This window comes from Pseudomonas sp. 2822-15 (assembly GCF_002742515.1).
GTDB classification, from domain to species: domain Bacteria; phylum Pseudomonadota; class Gammaproteobacteria; order Pseudomonadales; family Pseudomonadaceae; genus Aquipseudomonas; species Aquipseudomonas salomonii.
Genome location: NZ_LJRY01000199.1, coordinates 162033 through 181249, shown reverse-complemented (window position 1 = coordinate 181249; position 19217 = coordinate 162033). Strand labels below are relative to the sequence as shown.

The window sequence follows — 19217 nt, the reverse complement described above, 5'->3', positions numbered from 1 at the left end:
CCATGAATGCCGGCGATGGAATCCGCGTCACGCTCAGTGAATTGATTGAGATGCGCCATCGCGTTCGCGAAGTGCAGCTGTTTTCCACACCCAGCCAGCGCAGCCCGTTGATCGGCCTGCACCACTCCAAGCTGCGTGGGCGCGGGGTCGACTTCGACCAGGTGCGCGTGTACCAGGCCGGCGATGATGTGCGCACCATCGACTGGCGCGTCACGGCGCGCACCCAGGAGCCGCACACCAAGCTGTTCCACGAAGAACGCGAACGGCCGATTTTCATCATGGTCGAGCAAAGCTGCCGGCTGTTTTTTGGTTCCGGACAGATGTTCAAATCGGTGCTCGCCGCCCAAGCCGCCAGCCTGATCGGCTGGGCCGCGCTGGGGCATAACGACCGTGTCGGCGGGCTGGTGTTCGGCGACAGCGAACACTACGAAATCAAACCCCGGCGCAGCAAACAAAGCCTGCTGCAATTGCTCAACCGCCTGGTGCGGGTGAACCAGAGCCTGAACACCGAAAGTCGCCCCGAAGCCGACGCGTTGGGCATGGCCCTGCGCCGTGGCCGCGAAGTGCTGCGCCCGGGCAGCCTGGTCATTGTGATCTGCGACGAGCGCGCCCTGACCGAAGGTGCCGAGCAGCAACTGAGCCTGTTGTCACGGCATTGCGACCTGCTGTTGCTGCCTATTTCTGACCCGCTGGACCACGCCCTGCCCGCTGCGGGGCTGCTGCGTTTCGCACAAAGAGGCGCGCAACTGGAACTGGACACCCTGAACTTCGATTTGCGCCAGGCTTACAAAGCCCAGGCCGAGGAGCGTATTGCGCGCTGGGAACTGCTTGCACAGAAGCTGCGCATTCTATTGATGCCCTTAAGCACCCAAAGCGAAATGGTCGAGCAACTGCGCGAATACCTCAACCCGCAACGCCCGGTTAAAAAGCAATGAGCAGCCTCGACCAACTGCAGCCCCTGATCGCCCCACCGGCCATCGGCTTCTGGCCGCCTGCGCCGGGCTGGTGGTTGTTGCTGCTGGTGATTCCATTGTTGGGTTGGGGCCTGTGGTGGTTGCGCCGGTTCCTGCCCACACGCCGCCCCGTGGCCCGTGCCGAACAACCACTGGACCCGCTGCGCATCGCCGCCCTGGCCGAACTGGCACTGATGCCCAAACCCTACGACGGCGCGCCCGCCGGTGCCTGGCTGCAACAACTCAATGGCCTGCTCAAGCGCCTGTGCCGCAACGACTACCCCTACAGCCAGAGCCACACGCTCAACGGGCGCAAATGGCTGGCGTTCCTCGACAACCGTTGCCCGGCCGCCGGCCTTACGCGCTGGATGGTGTTGGTCGAAGGCGCCTACAAACCCGAATGCAAACTTGACGACAAGGCCATCGCCGGCCTGACCCAAGCGGTCGATACCTGGATTCGCAAACATGTTTGAGTTCGCCTGGCCGTGGATCTTCGCCCTGTTGCCCTTGCCGTGGTTGATGCGCTTTATCCTGCCGGTGGCCGACAGCGGCGAGCCCGCGCTGAAGGTCAGCTACCTGGCCGACCTTGAAGGCCTGGCGCGCCGCCGCGCACGGGTCAACCTGCCCGGCTGGCGTCAGCAAGCGCCGTTCGTGGTGCTGTGGTTACTGCTGTTGACCGCCGCCGCGCGCCCGGAATGGCTCGGCGAACCGCTGCCGATTGCCGCCAGCGGCCGTGACCTGCTGGTGGCCGTGGACGTGTCCGGCTCCATGGACTTTCCCGATATGCACTGGCAGGGCGATGACGTCAGCCGCCTGAGCCTGGTGCAGCATTTGCTCGGCGACTTCCTGGAAAGCCGCGAAGGCGACCGCGTGGGCCTGATCCTGTTCGGCAGCCAGGCGTACCTGCAAGCGCCGCTGACCTTCGACCGGCGCACCGTGCGCACCTGGCTGGATGAAGCGCGCATCGGCATCGCCGGTAAAAACACCGCCATCGGCGATGCGATTGGCCTGGCGCTTAAACGCCTGCGCCAGCGCCCGGCGCAAAGCCGCGTGCTGATCCTGGTCACCGACGGCGCCAACAACGCCGGGCAGATCGACCCGCTGACCGCTGCGCGCCTGGCGGCCGAAGAAGGCGTGAAAATCTACCCGATCGGCATCGGCGCCGACCCGGAGCAAACCGGCTCATTGGGCATCCTGGGCGTCAACCCGAGCCTGGACCTGGATGAACCGGCCTTGAAGGCCATCGCGGACGCCACCGGTGGCCGCTACTTCCGCGCCCGCGACGGCGATGAGCTGCAAAAGATCAAGCAAACCCTCGATCAGCTGGAACCGGTGGCCCAACAACCGACCCAGGCACGCCCGGCCCAGGCGCTGTACAGCGCACCCCTGACGCTGGCCCTGATACTGAGCATGCTGCTGGTGGTGCAGGAGCGCTGGCCCAATAACGCATTGCAACGCTGGTTCAATAAGCTCTCGACCAAAGGCATTTTTTTGCAGCAACACCCGCAATGGCGCCAACGCCTTAAACGCCTGCGCTTGCGGAGGCGTCGATGATCGACCTGTGGCCGCACTGGTTCCGCCCCTGGTGGCTGTTGCTGCTGCCGTTGCTCGGCTGGCTGCTGTGGCAGCTGTGGCACCGGCAAAAGCGCGCCGGGCGCTGGCAGATGATTTTGCCGCCGGCCTTTCATGCGGTGCTGCTCAGTGGCGGCAACGGCCGCGAGAGCAAATCGCCGTGGGTGGTGCTGGGCGTCGCCTGGCTGCTGGCCGTGTTGGCGTTGCTCGGCCCCAGCTGGCAAAGGGTTGAACAGAACAGCCAGAAACCCGCCGACCCGGTGGTGGTGCTGCTGGAACTGACCCCGGAAATGCTTGCCACCGACAGCCCGCCCAATCGCCTGGAACAGGCGCGGCGCAAGCTCTACGACTTGCTGCAAGCACGTGACAACGCGCCCACCGCCATCGTCGTGTATGCCGGCAGCGCGCACACGCTGGTGCCGCTGTCGGACGACCTGGCCACCAGCCGCAACCTGCTCGAAGCGTTGCGCCCCTCGATCATGCCCGAGCCCGGCCATCGCGCCGACCTGGCGGTGGAAAAAGCCCTGAGCCTGCTCAAGCAGGCCGGCCTTGGCCAGGGGCGCCTGCTGCTGGTGGGCTCGTCACTGTCGAAACAGGAGCGCCAGGGCATCCGCCTGCAGTTGCAGAGCGCCCAGGCCCCGAGCCTGTCGATCCTCGGCATCGGCAGCCGCGAAGGCACGCCGGTGACCCAGGAAAGCGGCGAGTTCCTTAAGGATGACCAGGGCGCCATCCTGGTGCCGCGCCTGGACAGCCCGACCCTCAAAGCCTTTGCCAGTGAGATGGGCGGCCGTTACCGCGCCGCGCGCCTGGACGACAAAGACCTGCGCCAGCTCAACCTGCTCGACGGCCCGCAACAACTGCGCAATGACGGCCAACTGCTGCACCTCGATACCTGGGCCGACCAGGGTTACTGGCTGCTGCTGCCCCTGTTGCTGCTCGCCGCCTGCGCGGGCCGCCGTGGCTGGCTGTTCTGTTTGCCGTTGCTGCTGTTGGGCGCGCCGCAGCCCAGCTATGCCTTTGAACTTCAGGACCTGTGGCTGCGCCCCGACCAGCAAGGCCAATACCTGCTGAAGAAAAAGCGCCCCAGCGAGGCCGCCGAACACTTCGAAGACCCGCAATGGCAAGGCGTGGCGCTGTATGAGGCGGGCGACTACGCCGAGGCGATCAAGCGTTTTGCCCAGGGCAACGACGCCTATTCCCACTACAATCGCGGCAACGCCCTGGCCAAGTCCGGTGAACTGGAAGCCGCCATCGACGCTTACGAGCAAGCGCTCGAAGCCCAGCCAGACCTGCAACCGGCGTTGAAAAACAAAGCCCTGGTCGAAAGCCTGATCCAGGAAAAAGCCCAGCCGGAACCGGCCAAGCCCGCCAAAAATGAGGATGACGAAACCACCCAACCCGGCCAAACTGCGCAACCGGGCGCCAGCGGCCAAAGTGCCACGGGCGGCGAGCAATCGCCTCAAGGCCAAGGCCAGGCCAGTGCCGGCGACAACCAGACGGGCGCCACCCCCAAAGCCGGCGGCAATGACGTACCCGGCAGCGAACTGGGCGACGAGCACACCACCACCCCGCCCTTGCGCCCCGCCGATGCCAGCCTCGATGGCGAGCATCGCCAGGCGCTGGAGCAATGGCTGCAGCAGATCCCGGACAACCCCGGCGAGTTGCTGCGGCGTAAATTCTGGTACGAACAGCAACAACATCAGGACAAGACTCGATGAGCCGCCGCACCACCCTTCTGCTCCTGTTTGCACTCTCGGCAGGCCACGCCCAGGCGGCCAACCTGGTGGCGAGTGTCGACCGCAGCCGCGTCAATTCCGGGGAAACGGTGGAGCTGACGGTGGAGTCCAGTGACGTCACCCAGTTCGGTAAACCCGACTTGTCACCGCTGGATGCGCAGTTCGAAGTCAGCGGCACGCGTCAGATCAACCAGCTCACCACCTTGGGCGGCGATAACCACGCCACCACGCGCTGGATCATCACGTTGCTGCCCAAGGAAAACGGCACCGTGGTGATTCCGCCGCTGCAAGTGGGCGAACTCAAGACCCAGCCGATCAGCCTGCAAGTGTTGGAAACCGCCAGCCAGAACACCAGCGCCGAACTGGCCCCGGTGTTTATCGAAGCCAACCTCGACCAGAGCAGCGTGTACGTGCAGGCCCAGGCACTGTTGACCGTGCGCGTGTACCACTCGGTGTCGCTGTATGACGACAGCAGTCTCACGCCGTTGCAAATCCCGGATGCGCGCATCGAGCAATTGGGCGAGTCGCGCACCTACGAAAAGGTCATCAACAGCATTCGACACGGTGTGATCGAAACCCGTTATGCGATCTACCCGCAGCGCAGCGGCGCCCTGGTGATACCGGCGCAGACCTTCAGTGCCACCCTGGTGGAATCGCGGCCGCACCAGGAGAACACCCTGCAAGGCACCAAACCGGGCAAGTTGATTCATGTCAGCTCGGCCGAGTTGCCACTGACGGTAAAGCCCAAGCCGGAATTTTACCCCGCCGACGTGGCCTGGTTGCCTGCGCGCAGCCTGACCCTGAGTGAAGCCTGGAACCCTGAACCCGATCACGTACAAGTCGGCGACTCCCTGACGCGCAGCCTCACGGTCAAGGCCGAGGGTTTGTCCAGCGCACAACTGTCGGCACTGCCCACCAGCGAGGTCAACGGCCTGCGCCGTTACCCGGACCAGCCGGTACTCGCCAACCAGAACAGCGACCGAGGCCTGATCGGCAGCCGTGAAGACCGCGAAGCCCTGGTGCCGACCCGCGCCGGCAGCGTGGAAATGCCCGCCGTGGAAGTGGTGTGGTGGAACACCCACGAGGATCACCTGGAACGCACCAGCCTGCCCGCGCGCACGCTGCAAGTGGCGACCAACCCAAGCCTGGTGGTGGACACGCCCGCCACGCCAACGGTGATTACCGCACCGGACGATAGCCGCCTGTGGCTGTGGCAACTGAGCACCTTGATACTCGCCTGCACCACGCTGTTGGGTTTCGGCCTGTGGTGGCGCGCGCGTCGCCAACCTGCCGTGCAGCGCGCGGCCCAAACCGGCCCGAGCCCACGCTCGCTGCTGGACGACCTCAAACGCGCCACCCAGGCCAACGACCCGCAAGCCACACGCCAGGCGCTGGATGCCTGGGCGCGGCAACAGCCGGAAACCCTGGCCGACATGGCGGCGCGATTTGTGCCGTTGTCGGATGCCCTGGATGGGTTGAATGGCGCGCTGTACAGCGAGAGCGGCCAGTATTGGCTGGGTGAAGATTTATGGCGTGCGGTCAAGGCGATTCCAATGGTCGAGCGCGAGCAAGACCCGGCGACGGATACCACCAGCTTGCCGCCGCTGTACCCCAAGTAATCTTGATCCAGCTCACACCATAAAACCCATGTGGGAGCTGGCTTGCCTGGGCGACATGCATTGTTAAAGGCCAGCAGTCCATATCCCTTTAATTTGCGGGAAGTTTCCTAGACAATCCCTTGGCCTTGCGCCTGCTCAGTTCAGTGGCTAGCCTTCGCTCCGTCGCTGCATATCAGCGATCAGGAGTGAGATCCTGTGAACGGAGTGCCAAGTGCCACAACCGCGAGCAACATGCTCTATGGCGGCTGTGTGCGGGCAGACTTAGGTCTGGCCGGGTGCTCCTGACCGGTTATCTCACCCCGCACATAGCTGCCACCTTTTGTTGAGTGAGATCTGCAAAAGAATGGCTCCCAACCTTTTAGGAGTTTCATTCATGACCAAAATCGTCCCAGACCCACCCCGCTTCACCCCCGACCGCGAACTCTTTGAGCGCGCCCTGCGCCACTACCTGCAACCTGCCCCACCGCCGTCCTTCACCGTGCATCACGACCTCAGCTTCGAAGACGCCCTCGCCCAAATCTGCGATTTGCTGCGCTGTGCAGCCGCCACTGCCGCAGGCACGCGCCAAACGCTGACAGGCGATGAACACCACATGGCCGGCGCCACCGAGCACTTGATCAACCAGGCCAAAACCCTTGCCGACCGCGCACTGGAGTGCCTGCACGCCGCCTAACCCTCAGTAGGAAGTGGCTTGTGTGGGAGCTGGCTTGCCTGCGATGGCATCAACTGGGTTTACTTGAAAAACCGAGGTGTCTGCATCGCAGGTAAGCCAGCTCCTACATTTGATCAGGGTTGTCCGCGAGAACGGTGTTTTACAGGTAAACTCCCCTCCTTTTCATCTTCTCCACGGAGTTCGCCTTGCGTCTGTTCCACACCTCCGACTGGCACCTTGGCCAAAACCTTCACGGCCAGGAACGCGACTACGAACACGCCTGTTTTCTCGACTGGCTGCTGGGCCAGTTGAAAGCCGAGCAGCCGGATGCGCTGCTGATCGCCGGCGATATCTTCGACACGGTCAACCCGCCGCTCAAGGCCCAGGAGCGCCTGTATGACTTCATCATCAGCGCCCACGAACAAACCCCCAAACTGACCATTGTGATGATCGCCGGCAACCACGATTCCGGCTCGCGGATCGAGCTGCCCGCGCCGTTGATGCGCCGTTTGCGCACCCACGCGCTGGGCCGCGTGCTGTGGCTGGATGACGGCCAATTGGACGCCGAGCGCCTGCTGATCCCGCTGCCCGACGCCAAAGGCAAGATCGCCGCCTGGTGCCTGGCGCTGCCGTTTTTGCGCCCGGCGGAAGTGACCGGCGCACATCTGGGCGACGACTATCTGCGCGGCATCGGCCAGGTACATGAATGGCTGATCGCTGCCGCCAATGCCAAACGCAAAAAAGGCCAGGCGCTGATTGCCATCAGCCATGCGCACATGGCCGGAGGTTCGGTGTCCGAGGATTCCGAGCGTAGCCTGATTATCGGCAATGCCGAAGCCCTGCCTGCCAGCCTGTTCGACGCCAGTGTGAGCTATGTGGCACTGGGCCATTTGCACAAGCCGCAGCAGGTCAACGGCGAGGAGCGCATCCGCTACAGCGGCTCGCCCATTCCCTTGTCTTTTTCCGAAATCGGCTACAAACACCAGATTCTCGATGTGACGTTCCAAGGCCAACGCCTGGTGGGTGTCGAGCCGCGCCTGATCCCACGCTCGGTCAACCTGCAACGCCTGGACGCCGCGCCACTGGCGGATATCCTCGCGCAGTTGGCCGACCTGCCCGACATCGACCTGCTCGCCGAAACCCAGCGCCACCCTTGGCTGGAAGTGCGTGTGCGCCTCGACGAGCCGCAACCGGACCTGCGCCAGCAAATCGAAACCGCCCTGCAAGGCAAGGCCGTGCGCCTGGTGCGCATCGCCGCCGAATACGCCGGCAAACGCGGCAGCGACGACACCGACGACGAGCGCCTGGTCGAACTGGACCAGCTCACGCCCCAGGAACTGTTCAGCCGCGCCTGGCAGGACAACTACGGCAGTGAGGTGGATGAACAGACCTTGAAGGACTTCGCCGTGCTGCTCCAGGAAGTGCAACAGGAGGGCGAACAGCCATGAAGATCCTCGCCATCCGCCTGAAAAACCTCGCCTCACTGGCCGGCCCGTTTGAAATCGACTTTACCGCCGAGCCCCTGGCCAGTGCCGGGTTGTTTGCAATTACCGGCCCCACCGGCGCGGGTAAAAGTACCCTGCTGGATGCCTTGTGCCTGGCGCTGTTTGGCGCCGTGCCGCGCCTGGGCGATACCGGCCAGGCGAAGATGCCGGATGCCGACAGCGATATCTCCATCGGCGACCCGCGCACCCTGATCCGCCGCGGCACCGGCGGCGGGTATGCCGAGGTGGATTTTGTCGGCGTCAACGGCCGTCGCTACCGGGCACGCTGGGAAGCCAACCGCGCGCGCGACAAGGCCAGCGGCAAGTTGCAAAACAGCCGCCAAAGCCTGATCGACCTGGACAGCGACCAACTGCTGGCCAGCCAGAAAACCGAATACAAAACCCAGCTGGAACTGGCCCTGGGCTTGAACTTCGAGCAGTTCACCCGCGCCGTATTGCTGGCGCAAAGTGAGTTCAGCGCGTTCCTCAAAGCCAACGACAATGAGCGCAGCGAACTGCTGGAAAAGCTCACCGACACCGCGCTGTACACCCAGCTCGGCCGCCGCGCCTTCGACAAGGCCAAGGATGCCCGGGACGCGCATAAACAGCTGCAAGACCAGGCCACCGGCCTGGTGCCGCTGGCGCCTGAGGCCCGCGCCGAACTCGACCAGCAATTGGCCGAGGCGCAGCTGCACCTCAAGACCCAACAGGCTCAACTCAAACAGTTGGAATTGCAGCACACCTGGCTCAAGGAGCTGCGTGAGTGGCAGGAGCGCCAGCTCAGTGCCACCGAACAGTTGCAACAAGCCCAACAGGTCTGGGACAGCCAAGCCCCACAACGTCAGGACCTGAGCCGCCTGGAGCAGTTAGCGCCACAACGCCATCAGTTCGCGCGCCTGGCTGAACTTGACACCCTGCTGACGCCGCTGGCGGTGCAGATTCAACAGCACCTCGAGCAGCAAACCACGTTGCAAACGCGCCAGGAGCAGGCGCAACAGCAGCAGTCCGCCGCCCAGATTGCCTTGGCTGACGCCTTGAAACACCAGGCCGACGCCGTGCCCTTGCTGCGCCAGGCGTTCGAACAGCAGAGCACCCTCGCCCACCTGAGCAAAGACCTGGCCAAACGCAACGACGACAAGCAGCAACAGGACACCGCCTGCGCCGAAGGGCAATCGTTGCTCAATGGTTTGCTGGAGAAGCAGGCCCAGGTTACCGGGCGCCTGCAACGCCTGGCCGCTGAACTTGAGCGCAGCGCCGCGTTGGCGCCGCTCAGCGACGCCTGGGCCGCCTACCGCGACCGCCTGCAACAGCTGATGCAGATCGGCAACCGCCTGAACAAGGGCCAGGCCGAACTGCCGCAGCTCGAACACAAAGCCACCACCGCTGCCGAAAAATTCACCCAGCAACGCGAGGCCTTGGACCTGTTGTACCAGGAAGCCGGTGCCGAACCGCACGCTGTGGCCGAACAAATCCAATTGCTCGCCGGCCTCTTGCAAGACAACCGCAAGCAGCAACGCGCCTTTGAAGACCTCACCCGTTTGTGGGACAGCCAACAGCAGCTGGATCTACACAGCGCCGCGCTGACGCAAAAACTCGCAGACGCGCAGCAACAGCGCGAGCAGCTGAACCAGACCGGCCTGCAAACCAAGGCCGAACTGACCGTGGCCGAGCAAACCCTGTCGGTCACCAAGCAACTGCTGGAGCGCCAGCGTTTGGCGCGCAGTGCCAGTGTCGAGGAGTTGCGCGAGCAGTTGCAGGACGACCAGCCGTGCCCGGTGTGCGGCAGCCATGAGCATCCGTACCATCAGCCCGAAGCCTTGCTGCAAAGCCTTGGCCGCCATGATGAAAATGAAGAAGCCACGGCGCAGAAGGCCGTCGACACCCTCAAGGAAAAACTCACCGAACTGCGTGGCGTAGTGGGCGGTTTGATCGCCCAGCAAAAGGAGTTTCTGCTCCAGCAGGAGCAGTTGGCGGCGCAACAGCAGAGCCTGACGCCGAGCCTGCAAGCGCACCCGTTGTCCGCCTCGCTGTTCAACCAGGATGCCGCCAAACGCAGCGCCTGGCTGGGCCAGCAGCTGAGTCAGCTGACGCAGAACATTGCCCAGGATGAGCAACGCCAAAGCGCCCTGCTCAACCTGCAGCAAAATGCCGGGCGTTTGCAGCAACAACTGCAAGCGGCCCAGGATGCCAGCCAGCAAGCCCGTCAGTTGCTGGTGGACCAGCAACGTGAACTGTCCAACGACCGTGAGCGCCTGGACGAAGAACTGCATGCCTTCGCCGGCCTGCTACCGGCCGACACCCTCGAGGGTTTGCGCCGTGAACCGGCAGCGACCTTTATGCAACTGGACCAGCACGTCAGCCAGCGCCTGGAACAGTTGGGCCATCAGCGCGATGAGTTGGCCGAACAGCAAGAGCGCCAGCAGGCCATCGAGAAAGAACAGACCCATCAGCAGCATCGCCAGCAGCAGCTGGAAGCCTTGCAGCAGCAAGTCAGCGAGCTGACCACGCAGCAACAGGCCGCCCAGGCACAGCTCAGCGCATTGCTGGGCGAGCACGCCACTGCCGAACAGTGGCAACAGCAGCTGGATCAGGCCGTGGCGCAATCACGCCGCAGCGAGAGCGACGCCAGCCAACAGCTGCAAGACAGCCGCGATGCCCTGATCCAATTGGCCGCCGACCTCAAGGCCTTGCAGGAACGCCAACAGGCGCTGACCGCCGAGCAGCACACCCTCGCCGCGCGCCTGGGTGAATGGCGCGCGCTTCATCCAGAACTCGATAACGACGGGCTGACGCGTTTGCTGGCCTTTGATGACAGCCAGGTCAGCGCCTTGCGCCAGCAGTTGCAACACAGCGAAAAAGCCGTGGAGCAAGCCAAGGTGTTGCTGCAAGAGCGCGAACAGCGCCTGGCCGAACACCAGGCCTTGCACAATGGCAACCTGGACGCCGAACAGCTGGACAGCAGTCTCGCCACGCTGAATCAGCAACTGGCCGAGGGCGACAGCCGCTGCGCCGAATTGCGTGCGCGTCAGTCTGAAGACCAGCGTCGCCAGGACGCCAACCATGTCCTGGGCGAGCATATCGCCAAGGCCTATGACGAATGGCAGCGCTGGGCACGCCTGAATGCGCTGATTGGCTCGGCCACCGGCGACACGTTCCGCAAGATCGCCCAGGCCTATAACCTCGACCTGCTGGTGCACCACGCCAACGTGCAACTGCGCCAACTGGTGCGCCGCTATCGCCTCAAGCGCGGCGGCAGCATGTTGGGGCTGTTGGTCATGGACACGGAGATGGGCGACGAATTGCGCTCGGTGCATTCGCTATCGGGTGGTGAGACGTTCTTGGTGTCGCTGGCGCTGGCGTTGGGGCTGGCGTCGATGGCGTCGAGCACCTTGAAGATCGAGTCGCTGTTTATCGACGAAGGTTTTGGCAGCCTCGACCCCGAGTCGCTGCAATTGGCAATGGACGCGCTGGACGGTTTGCAGGCCCAGGGCCGCAAGGTGGCGGTGATCTCCCACGTGCAGGAAATGCATGAGCGCATCCCGGTGCAGATCCAGGTCAAGCGCCAGGGCAATGGCTTGAGTACGCTGGAGGTCAAGTGAGCGAGGCGCTGCTCTATTCGTTTCGGCGCTGCCCGTACGCGATGCGGGCGCGCCTGGCCTTGCGTTACTCGGGCGTGCCCGTGCACATCATCGAAGTGAGCCTCAAGGCCAAGCCGGCCGAGATGCTCGCGCTGTCGCCCAAGGGCACGGTGCCGGTGCTTTGCGTGAACGGCCGGGTGATCGAGGAAAGCCTGGAGATCATGCAATGGGCGCTGGCGCAGCACGACCCTGATAACTGGTTGCTACAGGGCGACCCGAGGGTTCAGGCACTGATTGCTGAGAACGACCAGGTGTTCAAACATCATTTGAATCGATACAAGTACGCCGAGCGCTACCCGGAGCAGCCGATGGAGCACTATCGGGCCGAGGGCGAGGTGTTTTTGCAGAAGCTGGAAGGTTTGCTGGCGGGAAATGACTACTTGCTGGCCGAGCATTTGAGCCTGGCAGATGCGGCACTGGCGCCATTTGTGCGCCAGTTTGCGCATGTGGACCGCGAGTGGTTTGCTCAGACGCCGTACAAGCGCTTGCAGCATTGGTTGCAGCGCTTTCTGGAATCGCCGCTTTTTGTGGCGGTGATGGCAAAACCCTGAGATCCACACAATCAAATGTGGGAGCTGGCTTGTGTGGGAGCTGGCTTGCCTGCGATGCCGACGACTCGGTGCAACTGATCCACCGCATTGATTTCATCGCAGGCAAGCCAGCTCCCACATTTGACCGTCGCTTGGCTCAAGCTCAGTGCTGGGCTTTGTGATCCAGTGCGGCATAGAAGTTGGCGCTTTGTTGCAGGTATTTCTGGGTGTAGGCGGTGGTGTTGGATTTTTTGCCGGAGACTTCCACGCTGGCGGCAGCTGGCAGGGCCACGGTGGCGGAAACGGCGGAAGCGGCGATGATGGAGAAGAGGTTCAAGTTCATGGCGGTAACCCTTGTGTTCGTTTGGTCAGGTGGCCGGGAAGGCCTTGGAACCAAACTTACGCCCGAGGGTTGAACCTTAGAAATGCTTTGAAACAGTAGCCGCTATCAATAGAATTAATACAAAGGGTCAGGCCCCGCACTGCGGGGCCTGTGGCTTATTGACGCACCAGGAACTTGAGGTCGCTGGGCGCATCGATCGACTGTTTCTGCACGGTTTTACCCAGCAGGCCGGTCTTGGGGTCACGCTCGACCACCACGATTTCATTGCTTTTCTGGTTGGCGATCAGCAAAAACTTGCCGCTCGGGTCCAGGCTGAACTCGCGCGGGTGGTCGCCTTCAACGGAACGCCGTTGCAGTTCCTTGAGGTGCGCGGTGGCCGGGTCGACGCTGAACACCAGCATCTGGTTGGCCGTGCCGCGGTTGCTCACATACAGGAATTTGCCGTCGCTTGAGGCATGTACCGCTGCTCCGGCCTTGTCGGACACCGGCTGCCCGGCGGCAAAATCGACCAACTGGGTCTGGCTGAGTTTGCCGTCGCTGTAATCGAACACCGCGATCTGGGCGCTCATTTCGGTGGTCAGCCAGGCATGCTTGCCATCGGCGCTGAACAACAGGTGACGCGGGCCGCTGCCCGGTGGCAATTGCACAAAGGCCGGATCGGCCGGGGTCAAGGGCAGTTCGTGGTTGGCCTTGGGGTCGTAGTGGTAGGCAAACATCTTGTCGGCGCCCAGGTCCTGCACAAACACATACTTGCCGTCCGGCGATGACACCACCGAGTGCACGTGGTTGGAGGCCTGACGCTCCGGGTTCACGCGGCTGGCCGGGTGCCCGCTCAGTTGCACCGGCGCCGAGAGCTTGCCATTGGCATCAACCGGCAAAACCGCCAGGCTGCCGCCCGGATCTTCCAGCACCGAATAGTTGGCGACAAACAGGTAACGGCCATCAGCGGCCAGGCTGGAATGGGTCGGTTCGTTGCCCAGGCTTTGGACCTGGTTGATCAGGCTGAGCTGATGATTCTGCGGGTTGATGCTGTAGCTGCTGACGCGGCCGACCGGGTCTTTTTGCCCTGGGCCGTTTTCGTTGACCACAAACAGGTGCTTCTGGTCTTTCGATATCGTCAGCCACGACGGGTTGGCCGCCTTGGCCGCCAGCACCGGTTTACCGCTGAACTGGCCGGTACGGCTGTCAAATTGCAGGCGGTAAATACCTTCGCTGGTGCCGGCGGTGTAGCTGCCCACCAACAATTCATAGGTGTCGGCCGGCGCGGCTTGCACCGACATCGCACCGACACTGCCCGCCATCAGCAGGGGCCAGAATTTACGCATCATCATCCGCTTCGTCCTCGTCGTTATTGTTGTCGCCTTTGATAGCGCTTAAGCAGACCAGCCGGTACTCACCGTCTTCGTTGCTCAAGAGCCAGCTTTGCAAGCTTTCATCAAAGGTGGCGGCACTCAGTTGTTCTGGACTGAACTTCCAACGCTTGAGTTCCCGACCGTCCATGCTCTCGATCAGCAAATGCTGGTCAAAGCTGAACTCGAAGGCATGCAGGCCGTTGATGATCAGCATGTCGCTGTCGGTCAGGGCACTGCTAAGGTTTGGTTGTGCGTCGGTCATGGTGTGAGGTCACTGCGGGGGGAAATGACACATGATAGGTCAAATCCCCCGCCGTGCCTCGCGGCGATGGTTTAAATACTCAGTGCGCAAACAACGAATTGCCCTTCTGCCCCGCCAGCTTCTCGGGTTTGATCAGGAACCGCGCCAGTGCTGGCAACAGCCACAGCGCACCGAACATGTTCCACAGCAGCATGAAGGTGAGCATCAGGCCCATGTCGGCCTGGAACTTGATGGCCGAGAAGATCCAGGTACACACACCGATGGCCAGGCACAAACCGGTGAACAGCACGGCCTTACCGGTGGACTTGAGCGTCTGGTAGTAGGCTTCTTGCAACGGCAGGCCGGCGCGCAGGAAGCTTTCCAGACGGCTGTAGATGTAGATGCCATAGTCCACGCCAATCCCCACACCCAGCGCCACCACCGGCAAGGTCGCGACCTTGACGCCGATGCCCATGAACGCCATCAGGGCGTTGCCCAGCACCGAGGTCAGCACCAGCGGCAACACGATGCACAGGGTCGCCGCCCAGGAGCGGAAGGTGATCATGCACATGGTCGCCACGCACAGGTACACCAGGATCAGGATGGTCAGCTCCGACTCCTTGATTACCTCGTTGGTGGCGGCCTCGATCCCGGCGTTACCGGCGGCGAGGATAAATTCCAGGCCGTCCCGGTTGTTTTCCTTGGCGAAGTCCTGCACCGCATGCACCGCGCGGTCGAGGGTTTCGGCCTTGTGGTCGTTGAGGAATACCAGCACCGGCGCCAGTGAGCAATTGTTGTTGTACAGGCCGTCGGCGCGGGCAATGGAGTTGTTCAGCACATCGGGGTTACGCGACAGGGTTTCCCATTTGAGGTTGCCCTCGTTCATGCCCTTGATCATCTGCTTGGACACGGTCACCAGCGAAATCGCCGACTGCACGCCCTCGGTGTTCTGCATCTTCCACATCAACTGGTCGATGGGCGCCATGGCTTCATAACGCGAACAGCCCTCGGCCTTGGTCTTGACCATCACCACCAGCACATCAGAGCTGGTGGAGTAGTTGCTGATGATGAAGTTGTTGTCTTTGTTGTAGCGCGAATCCGGGCGCAGTTCCGGTGCGCCCTGGTCCAGGTCGCCGATCTTGAGGTTCTGGCTGTACCAGAGGCCGCCGCCGAAGGCGACCAGCGCGAGCAGGATCGAGACGGGCGCAACCTTCGCGCTGGCGAACTTGGACAGCAGGCGCCAGAACGGGTGTTCGCGGTGCGCGTCCTTCTTGCTCCTGGCGATGGCACGTTTGCTGATGCCGACATAGGAGATCGCCACCGGCAGCAGGATCAGGTTGGTAAACACAATCACCGCCACGCCGATGGACGCGCCGATGGCCAGCTCGCGGATCACACCGATGTCGATGATCAGCAGCGTGATAAAGCCCACGGCGTCGGCGAGGATCGCAATCATGCCGGGCAGGAATAATTGCCGGAAGGTGCGCCGCGCCGCGGTCAGTGCGTTGTCCGCTTCACTCGATTGCAGGGCGATACCGTTGATCTTCTGCACGCCGTGGGAAATACCGATGGCAAAGATCAGGAACGGCACCAGCATCGAATACGGATCGAGGCCGAAGCCGAAAAAGTGCATCAGCCCCAATTGCCAGATCACCGCCACCAGGGTGGTACTCAACACCGCGACGGTGCTGCGCAGGCAGTTGGTGAACCACAGCAGCAGGATCAAGGTGATGACAAACGCGATGCCGAAGAACATCACCACCATCACCAGGCCGTCGATCAGGTCACCGACCTTCTTGGCAAACCCGACGATGTGGATTTTGACGTTGGGGTTCTGGGCTTCGAATTTGTCGCGGATCTTGTCTTCGAGTTCATGGGAGAACTTGCGGTAGTCCAGGGCCAGCAACTTGCCTTGGTCCTGCGGGTCCGGGTAGGACTCCAACAACGGAATATCGACGATGCTCGACTTGAAATCGTTGGCCACCAGACGCCCGACCTGGCCGGACTTGAGCACGTTGTTGCGCAGTTGGTCGAGGCTTTGCGGCGAGCCGTTGTAGCTTTGCGGGATCACTTCACCGCCGGCAAAGCCCTCTTCGGTGACTTCGGTCCAGCGCACGCTGGGGCTCCACAGTGACTTGAGGCCCGAGCGGTCGACGCCGGAGATGTAGAACACCTCGTCGTTGATCTGACGCAGGGTCTCCATGTACTCCTTCGTGAAGATGTCGCCATCCTTGGCCTCCACCGAGATACGCACCGTGTTGCCCAGGTTGGCCAGGTCGTTACGGTGCTCCATCATTTTTTCGATGAAGGGGTGCTTGAGGGGGATCATCTTTTCGAAGCTGGTGGACGGGCGGATCAAGGTCGCCTGCCAGAACAGGAAAATACTCACCAGCAGGCAGATGACGATCACTGCCGGGCGGTTGTTGAAGATCAGGCGCTCAAGAAAGGTCGCTTTATCGTTGTGATGACTGCTCATTCTTTCCCCGCCTTCTTATTGTTTTTCGAGTTCAGCGCCGGTTGGCTGGGCAACACGAACGCCGCCCTGCCCCGCCAGAATCAAGTTGCCATTGCCCGCCGCCGTGACCGAGGACAGTGAAATGCGGTCCGGGCGGTTGAACACGCTGAAGGTCCGGCCGTCGTCGTGGCTGACCACCACGCTGCCGCCGTTGCCGACCACCACGATGGCGCCGTCATCGAGCAATGCCGCGCCCGACAAGCCAAATTCCAGGGCACCACGGGCCGCATTCAACTGGACCTGCTCCCATGTGCTGCCAAAATCGCTGGAGCGGTACAGATTGCCGCGCAGGCCATAGGCCAACAGCGTCTGCGGCTGGGCGGTGCCGATCACACCGAACAGCGAGCCTTCATACGGGCCTTCGAGTTTTTCCCAGGTCTGGCCGTCATCGCGGGAACGAAACATGCTGCCCTGCTCGCCGACGATAAACAGCCCGGCCCCCTTGATGGAGGCGATGGCATTGAGGTGAAACTGGTCTTCGTTGTCGAGGCGATCGCTCACATCGTCCCAGGTTTTGCCGCCGTCGGTGGTTTCGATCAGCGCACCGTAGGCACCCACGGCCAGGCCATGCGCGGCGTCCTTGAACCACACATCGAGCAATGGCGCTTCGCGCTTGAGGTCCTGAAACTGCTGGGCCCAGGTGGCGCCACCGTCGGTGCTGGCGAGGATCTGCGCGTCATGGCCCACCGCCCAACCGTGTTTATCGTCGACGAAATACACCGCCGTGAGCAGTTGCCGGGTCGGCACTTTGGCTTGGGCCCAGGAACGGCCCTGGTCATCGGAATACAGGATGTGCCCGCGATCGCCGACCGCCACCAGGCGCTTGCCGGCATGCGCCACATCGATCATCAGGCCCTTGGCGGCCTTGGGGGATTCAATTGCAAATACCGGCTGTGCGCCGCTGGTGTCGCCGGCTGCCAGCGCGGGTGTCGACAACACCCCAAGCAGCGAGAGCGCTGTGGCCAGCATCGCAACCTTGCGTGCGGCGCGCGGGCGGCAAACAGCCCAACCCATGACAGGCTCACTCATAGACCTTTCTCCCCATTTATTATTGTTAGGTGGTCTCGCCTTCCCGGGCTCTGAAACCTGCAATCTAGAGCGCCTGGAGGAAGCAGGGGCCATCCTATCGGGCTTTGGAATCGTCTGACAATCGGCGCTACGTTATCTTTTGTTAACTGAGGGTGTTTGGCGTTGGCCTGAATATGTCTGCATTACGCAGACTGATGCCCGTTTGATGCTCGTTCCCACGCTCCGCGTGGGAATGCGGCCTGTGACGCTCCGCGTCACGACTTCAAGAGCGAACGCAGAGCGTCCTTGGCTGCGTTCCCACGCGGAGCGTGGGAACGAGCGAGCTTAATGAATTTTTATTCTATCTATTGAATTTAGCGAATTTTTATTCCATTAATGATCTTCCTGACAACAATAATCCAAAGGACCACGGCGATGCGTGAACTCGGAATCGGCTTGATCGGCACAGGCTTCATGGGCCGCGCCCATGCGTTGGCGTTCAACAATGCCCGCGCAGTATTCGAACTGCCGGTACACCTCAAGCTGGCAGCGCTGGCCGATGCCGACACCGAACGCGCCAAGCGTTGCGCCACGGCCTGGGGCTTTGCCCAGGCCCACGGTGACTGGCAGGCGCTGGTCAATGACCCTAATGTCGATGTAGTGGCCATCACCACGCCCAATCACTTGCACTACCCCATGGCCATGGCGGCCATTGCGGCGGGCAAAGCGGTGTATTGCGAAAAACCCTTGGCGGTCAGCCTGGAGCAGGCCGACGCCATGCGCCGCGCCGCACATGCGGCCGGCGTAGTCACGCGTGTCGGTTACAACTACCAGCACAACCCGATGATTGGCCTGGCCAGGCAGATGATTATCGACGGCGAACTGGGCGAGATCATCAGCTTCCAGGGCGAATTCAGCGAAGACTTCATGGCCGACCCGGCCTCGCCCTGGTCGTGGCGCTGTGAAGTGGAACATGCCGGCGGCGCACTGGCGGATCTGGGCAGCCACTTGCTGTCGATGGCGCGTTATCTGGTGGGCGATGTGGTGAGCGTGTGTGCCGACACCCACACCGTGCATGCGCAACGCCCGGCCGTCAAAGGCGGCAGCGACCTGAAATCGATCGCGGTGGACGACCAGGTGCATGCCCTGCTGCGCTTTGCCAACGGCGCCCGTGGCACCGTGAGCAGCAGTTGGCTCAAGCAGGGCTACAAGAATCACTTGAGTTTTGAAATCAGCGGCACTCAAGGCACCTTGGCATTCGATCAGGAACGTTTGAATGAACTGCGCGTATGCCGCGCCGGTCAGGACGGTTTCCAGCGTGTGCTCGCCGGTCCCGTCCTGCCCGGCTATGCCGCATTCAGCCCTGCCGCCGGGCATCAGTTGGGATACAACGAGTTGAAGACCCTGGAAGTTCAGGAGCTGGTCATGGCGCTGGCGGGGCAAGGCGCTGCGGGTACTGACTTTGAAGCCGCGTGGGCGGTCGAGCGGCTGGCCACGGCGATTCGTCTGGCCGCCCGCGAGGAGCGCTGGGTCAACGTAGGTGAGGTCTGATCAAGGGGAGCGGCGCGCTCCCC

Annotated in this window: 15 protein-coding genes; 10 read left to right on the top strand and 5 right to left on the bottom strand. The window is 62.4% G+C overall.

Translation table 11 applies throughout. The features are described 5' to 3' along the window. The first annotated feature begins 2 nt into the window (after nt 1-2). The 9 genes from AOA59_RS20065 (at nt 3) to AOA59_RS20020 (ending at nt 12205) form a co-directional block, all read left to right on the top strand. Complete coding sequence (locus AOA59_RS20065; protein ID WP_056860262.1) at nt 3-935, top strand: DUF58 domain-containing protein; 933 nt, start codon at nt 3-5, stop codon at nt 933-935. Next, nucleotides 932-1426 (top strand): DUF4381 domain-containing protein, encoded by a 495-nt coding sequence (locus AOA59_RS20060; protein WP_017136650.1) that lies wholly within the window; start codon nt 932-934, stop codon nt 1424-1426. The genes AOA59_RS20065 and AOA59_RS20060 overlap by 4 nt, the downstream gene beginning before the upstream one ends. Beyond that, the gene (locus AOA59_RS20055; protein WP_065931297.1) at nt 1419-2507 is read left to right on the top strand and encodes a VWA domain-containing protein; all 1089 of its coding nucleotides are present in this window, start codon (nt 1419-1421) and stop codon (nt 2505-2507) included. The genes AOA59_RS20060 and AOA59_RS20055 overlap by 8 nt, the downstream gene beginning before the upstream one ends. Then, complete coding sequence (locus AOA59_RS20050) at nt 2504-4243, top strand: tetratricopeptide repeat protein (protein ID WP_069786348.1); 1740 nt, start codon at nt 2504-2506, stop codon at nt 4241-4243. Before AOA59_RS20055 ends, AOA59_RS20050 begins: the two co-directional genes overlap by 4 nt. Next, on the top strand, nt 4240-5880 hold the full coding sequence (locus AOA59_RS20045; protein ID WP_099488841.1) for a BatD family protein: 1641 nt from the start codon (nt 4240-4242) through the stop codon (nt 5878-5880). Before AOA59_RS20050 ends, AOA59_RS20045 begins: the two co-directional genes overlap by 4 nt. A gap of 373 nt (nt 5881-6253) precedes the next feature. Continuing rightward, nucleotides 6254-6553, top strand: a complete 300-nt coding sequence (locus AOA59_RS20040; RefSeq protein ID WP_099488840.1) for a DUF6124 family protein — start codon at nt 6254-6256, stop codon at nt 6551-6553. A 185-nt stretch (nt 6554-6738) separates the two neighbouring features. Beyond that, complete coding sequence (locus tag AOA59_RS20030; protein WP_099488838.1) at nt 6739-7980, top strand: exonuclease SbcCD subunit D C-terminal domain-containing protein; 1242 nt, start codon at nt 6739-6741, stop codon at nt 7978-7980. Further along, nucleotides 7977-11615 carry an AAA family ATPase gene (locus tag AOA59_RS20025; protein ID WP_099488837.1) on the top strand — a complete coding sequence of 1213 codons (3639 nt, stop codon included), beginning with the start codon at nt 7977-7979 and terminating at the stop codon, nt 11613-11615. The genes AOA59_RS20030 and AOA59_RS20025 overlap by 4 nt, the downstream gene beginning before the upstream one ends. After that, nucleotides 11612-12205, top strand: a complete 594-nt coding sequence (locus tag AOA59_RS20020; RefSeq protein WP_065931249.1) for a glutathione S-transferase — start codon at nt 11612-11614, stop codon at nt 12203-12205. The genes AOA59_RS20025 and AOA59_RS20020 overlap by 4 nt, the downstream gene beginning before the upstream one ends. A gap of 142 nt (nt 12206-12347) precedes the next feature. On the opposite strand, the gene AOA59_RS20015 is transcribed toward AOA59_RS20020, so the two are convergent. The 5 genes from AOA59_RS20015 to AOA59_RS19995 all read right to left on the bottom strand — a co-directional run bounded on the left by AOA59_RS20015 (nt 12348) and on the right by AOA59_RS19995 (nt 17649). Beyond that, nucleotides 12348-12527: a hypothetical protein gene (locus tag AOA59_RS20015; RefSeq protein ID WP_065931250.1), complete on the bottom strand. Its 180-nt coding sequence runs from the start codon at nt 12525-12527 to the stop codon at nt 12348-12350. Nucleotides 12528-12682: 155 nt separating this feature from the next. Beyond that, on the bottom strand, nt 12683-13858 hold the full coding sequence (locus AOA59_RS20010) for a lactonase family protein (protein WP_099488836.1): 1176 nt from the start codon (nt 13856-13858) through the stop codon (nt 12683-12685). Next, nucleotides 13845-14141, bottom strand: a complete 297-nt coding sequence (locus AOA59_RS20005) for a DUF5629 family protein (protein WP_099488835.1) — start codon at nt 14139-14141, stop codon at nt 13845-13847. The genes AOA59_RS20010 and AOA59_RS20005 overlap by 14 nt, the downstream gene beginning before the upstream one ends. A gap of 79 nt (nt 14142-14220) precedes the next feature. Further along, complete coding sequence (locus tag AOA59_RS20000) at nt 14221-16596, bottom strand: RND family transporter (RefSeq protein WP_099488834.1); 2376 nt, start codon at nt 16594-16596, stop codon at nt 14221-14223. A gap of 15 nt (nt 16597-16611) precedes the next feature. Next, complete coding sequence (locus AOA59_RS19995; RefSeq protein ID WP_178076275.1) at nt 16612-17649, bottom strand: YCF48-related protein; 1038 nt, start codon at nt 17647-17649, stop codon at nt 16612-16614. Between the two features lie 429 nt (nt 17650-18078). On the opposite strand from AOA59_RS19995, the gene AOA59_RS19990 reads away from it, so the two are divergent. Next, nucleotides 18079-19194, top strand: a complete 1116-nt coding sequence (locus AOA59_RS19990; RefSeq protein WP_099488832.1) for a Gfo/Idh/MocA family protein — start codon at nt 18079-18081, stop codon at nt 19192-19194. The last annotated feature ends 23 nt before the right edge of the window (nt 19195-19217 follow it).

Excerpts from the sequence above, each read along its gene's own strand:
- AOA59_RS20065 (WP_056860262.1), top strand. The coding sequence starts at position 3 with ATGAATGCCGGCGATGGAATCCGCGTCACGCTCAGTGAATTGATTGAG.
- AOA59_RS20060 (WP_017136650.1), top strand. The coding sequence starts at position 932 with ATGAGCAGCCTCGACCAACTGCAGCCCCTGATCGCCCCACCGGCCATC.
- AOA59_RS20055 (WP_065931297.1), top strand. The coding sequence starts at position 1,419 with ATGTTTGAGTTCGCCTGGCCGTGGATCTTCGCCCTGTTGCCCTTGCCG.
- AOA59_RS20050 (WP_069786348.1), top strand. The coding sequence starts at position 2,504 with ATGATCGACCTGTGGCCGCACTGGTTCCGCCCCTGGTGGCTGTTGCTG.
- AOA59_RS20045 (WP_099488841.1), top strand. The coding sequence starts at position 4,240 with ATGAGCCGCCGCACCACCCTTCTGCTCCTGTTTGCACTCTCGGCAGGC.
- AOA59_RS20040 (WP_099488840.1), top strand. The coding sequence starts at position 6,254 with ATGACCAAAATCGTCCCAGACCCACCCCGCTTCACCCCCGACCGCGAA.
- AOA59_RS20025 (WP_099488837.1), top strand. The coding sequence starts at position 7,977 with ATGAAGATCCTCGCCATCCGCCTGAAAAACCTCGCCTCACTGGCCGGC.
- AOA59_RS20015 (WP_065931250.1), bottom strand. The coding sequence starts at position 12,527 with ATGAACTTGAACCTCTTCTCCATCATCGCCGCTTCCGCCGTTTCCGCC.
- AOA59_RS20010 (WP_099488836.1), bottom strand. The coding sequence starts at position 13,858 with ATGATGATGCGTAAATTCTGGCCCCTGCTGATGGCGGGCAGTGTCGGT.
- AOA59_RS20005 (WP_099488835.1), bottom strand. The coding sequence starts at position 14,141 with ATGACCGACGCACAACCAAACCTTAGCAGTGCCCTGACCGACAGCGAC.
- AOA59_RS20000 (WP_099488834.1), bottom strand. The coding sequence starts at position 16,596 with ATGAGCAGTCATCACAACGATAAAGCGACCTTTCTTGAGCGCCTGATC.
- AOA59_RS19995 (WP_178076275.1), bottom strand. The coding sequence starts at position 17,649 with ATGGGTTGGGCTGTTTGCCGCCCGCGCGCCGCACGCAAGGTTGCGATG.
- AOA59_RS19990 (WP_099488832.1), top strand. The coding sequence starts at position 18,079 with ATGCGTGAACTCGGAATCGGCTTGATCGGCACAGGCTTCATGGGCCGC.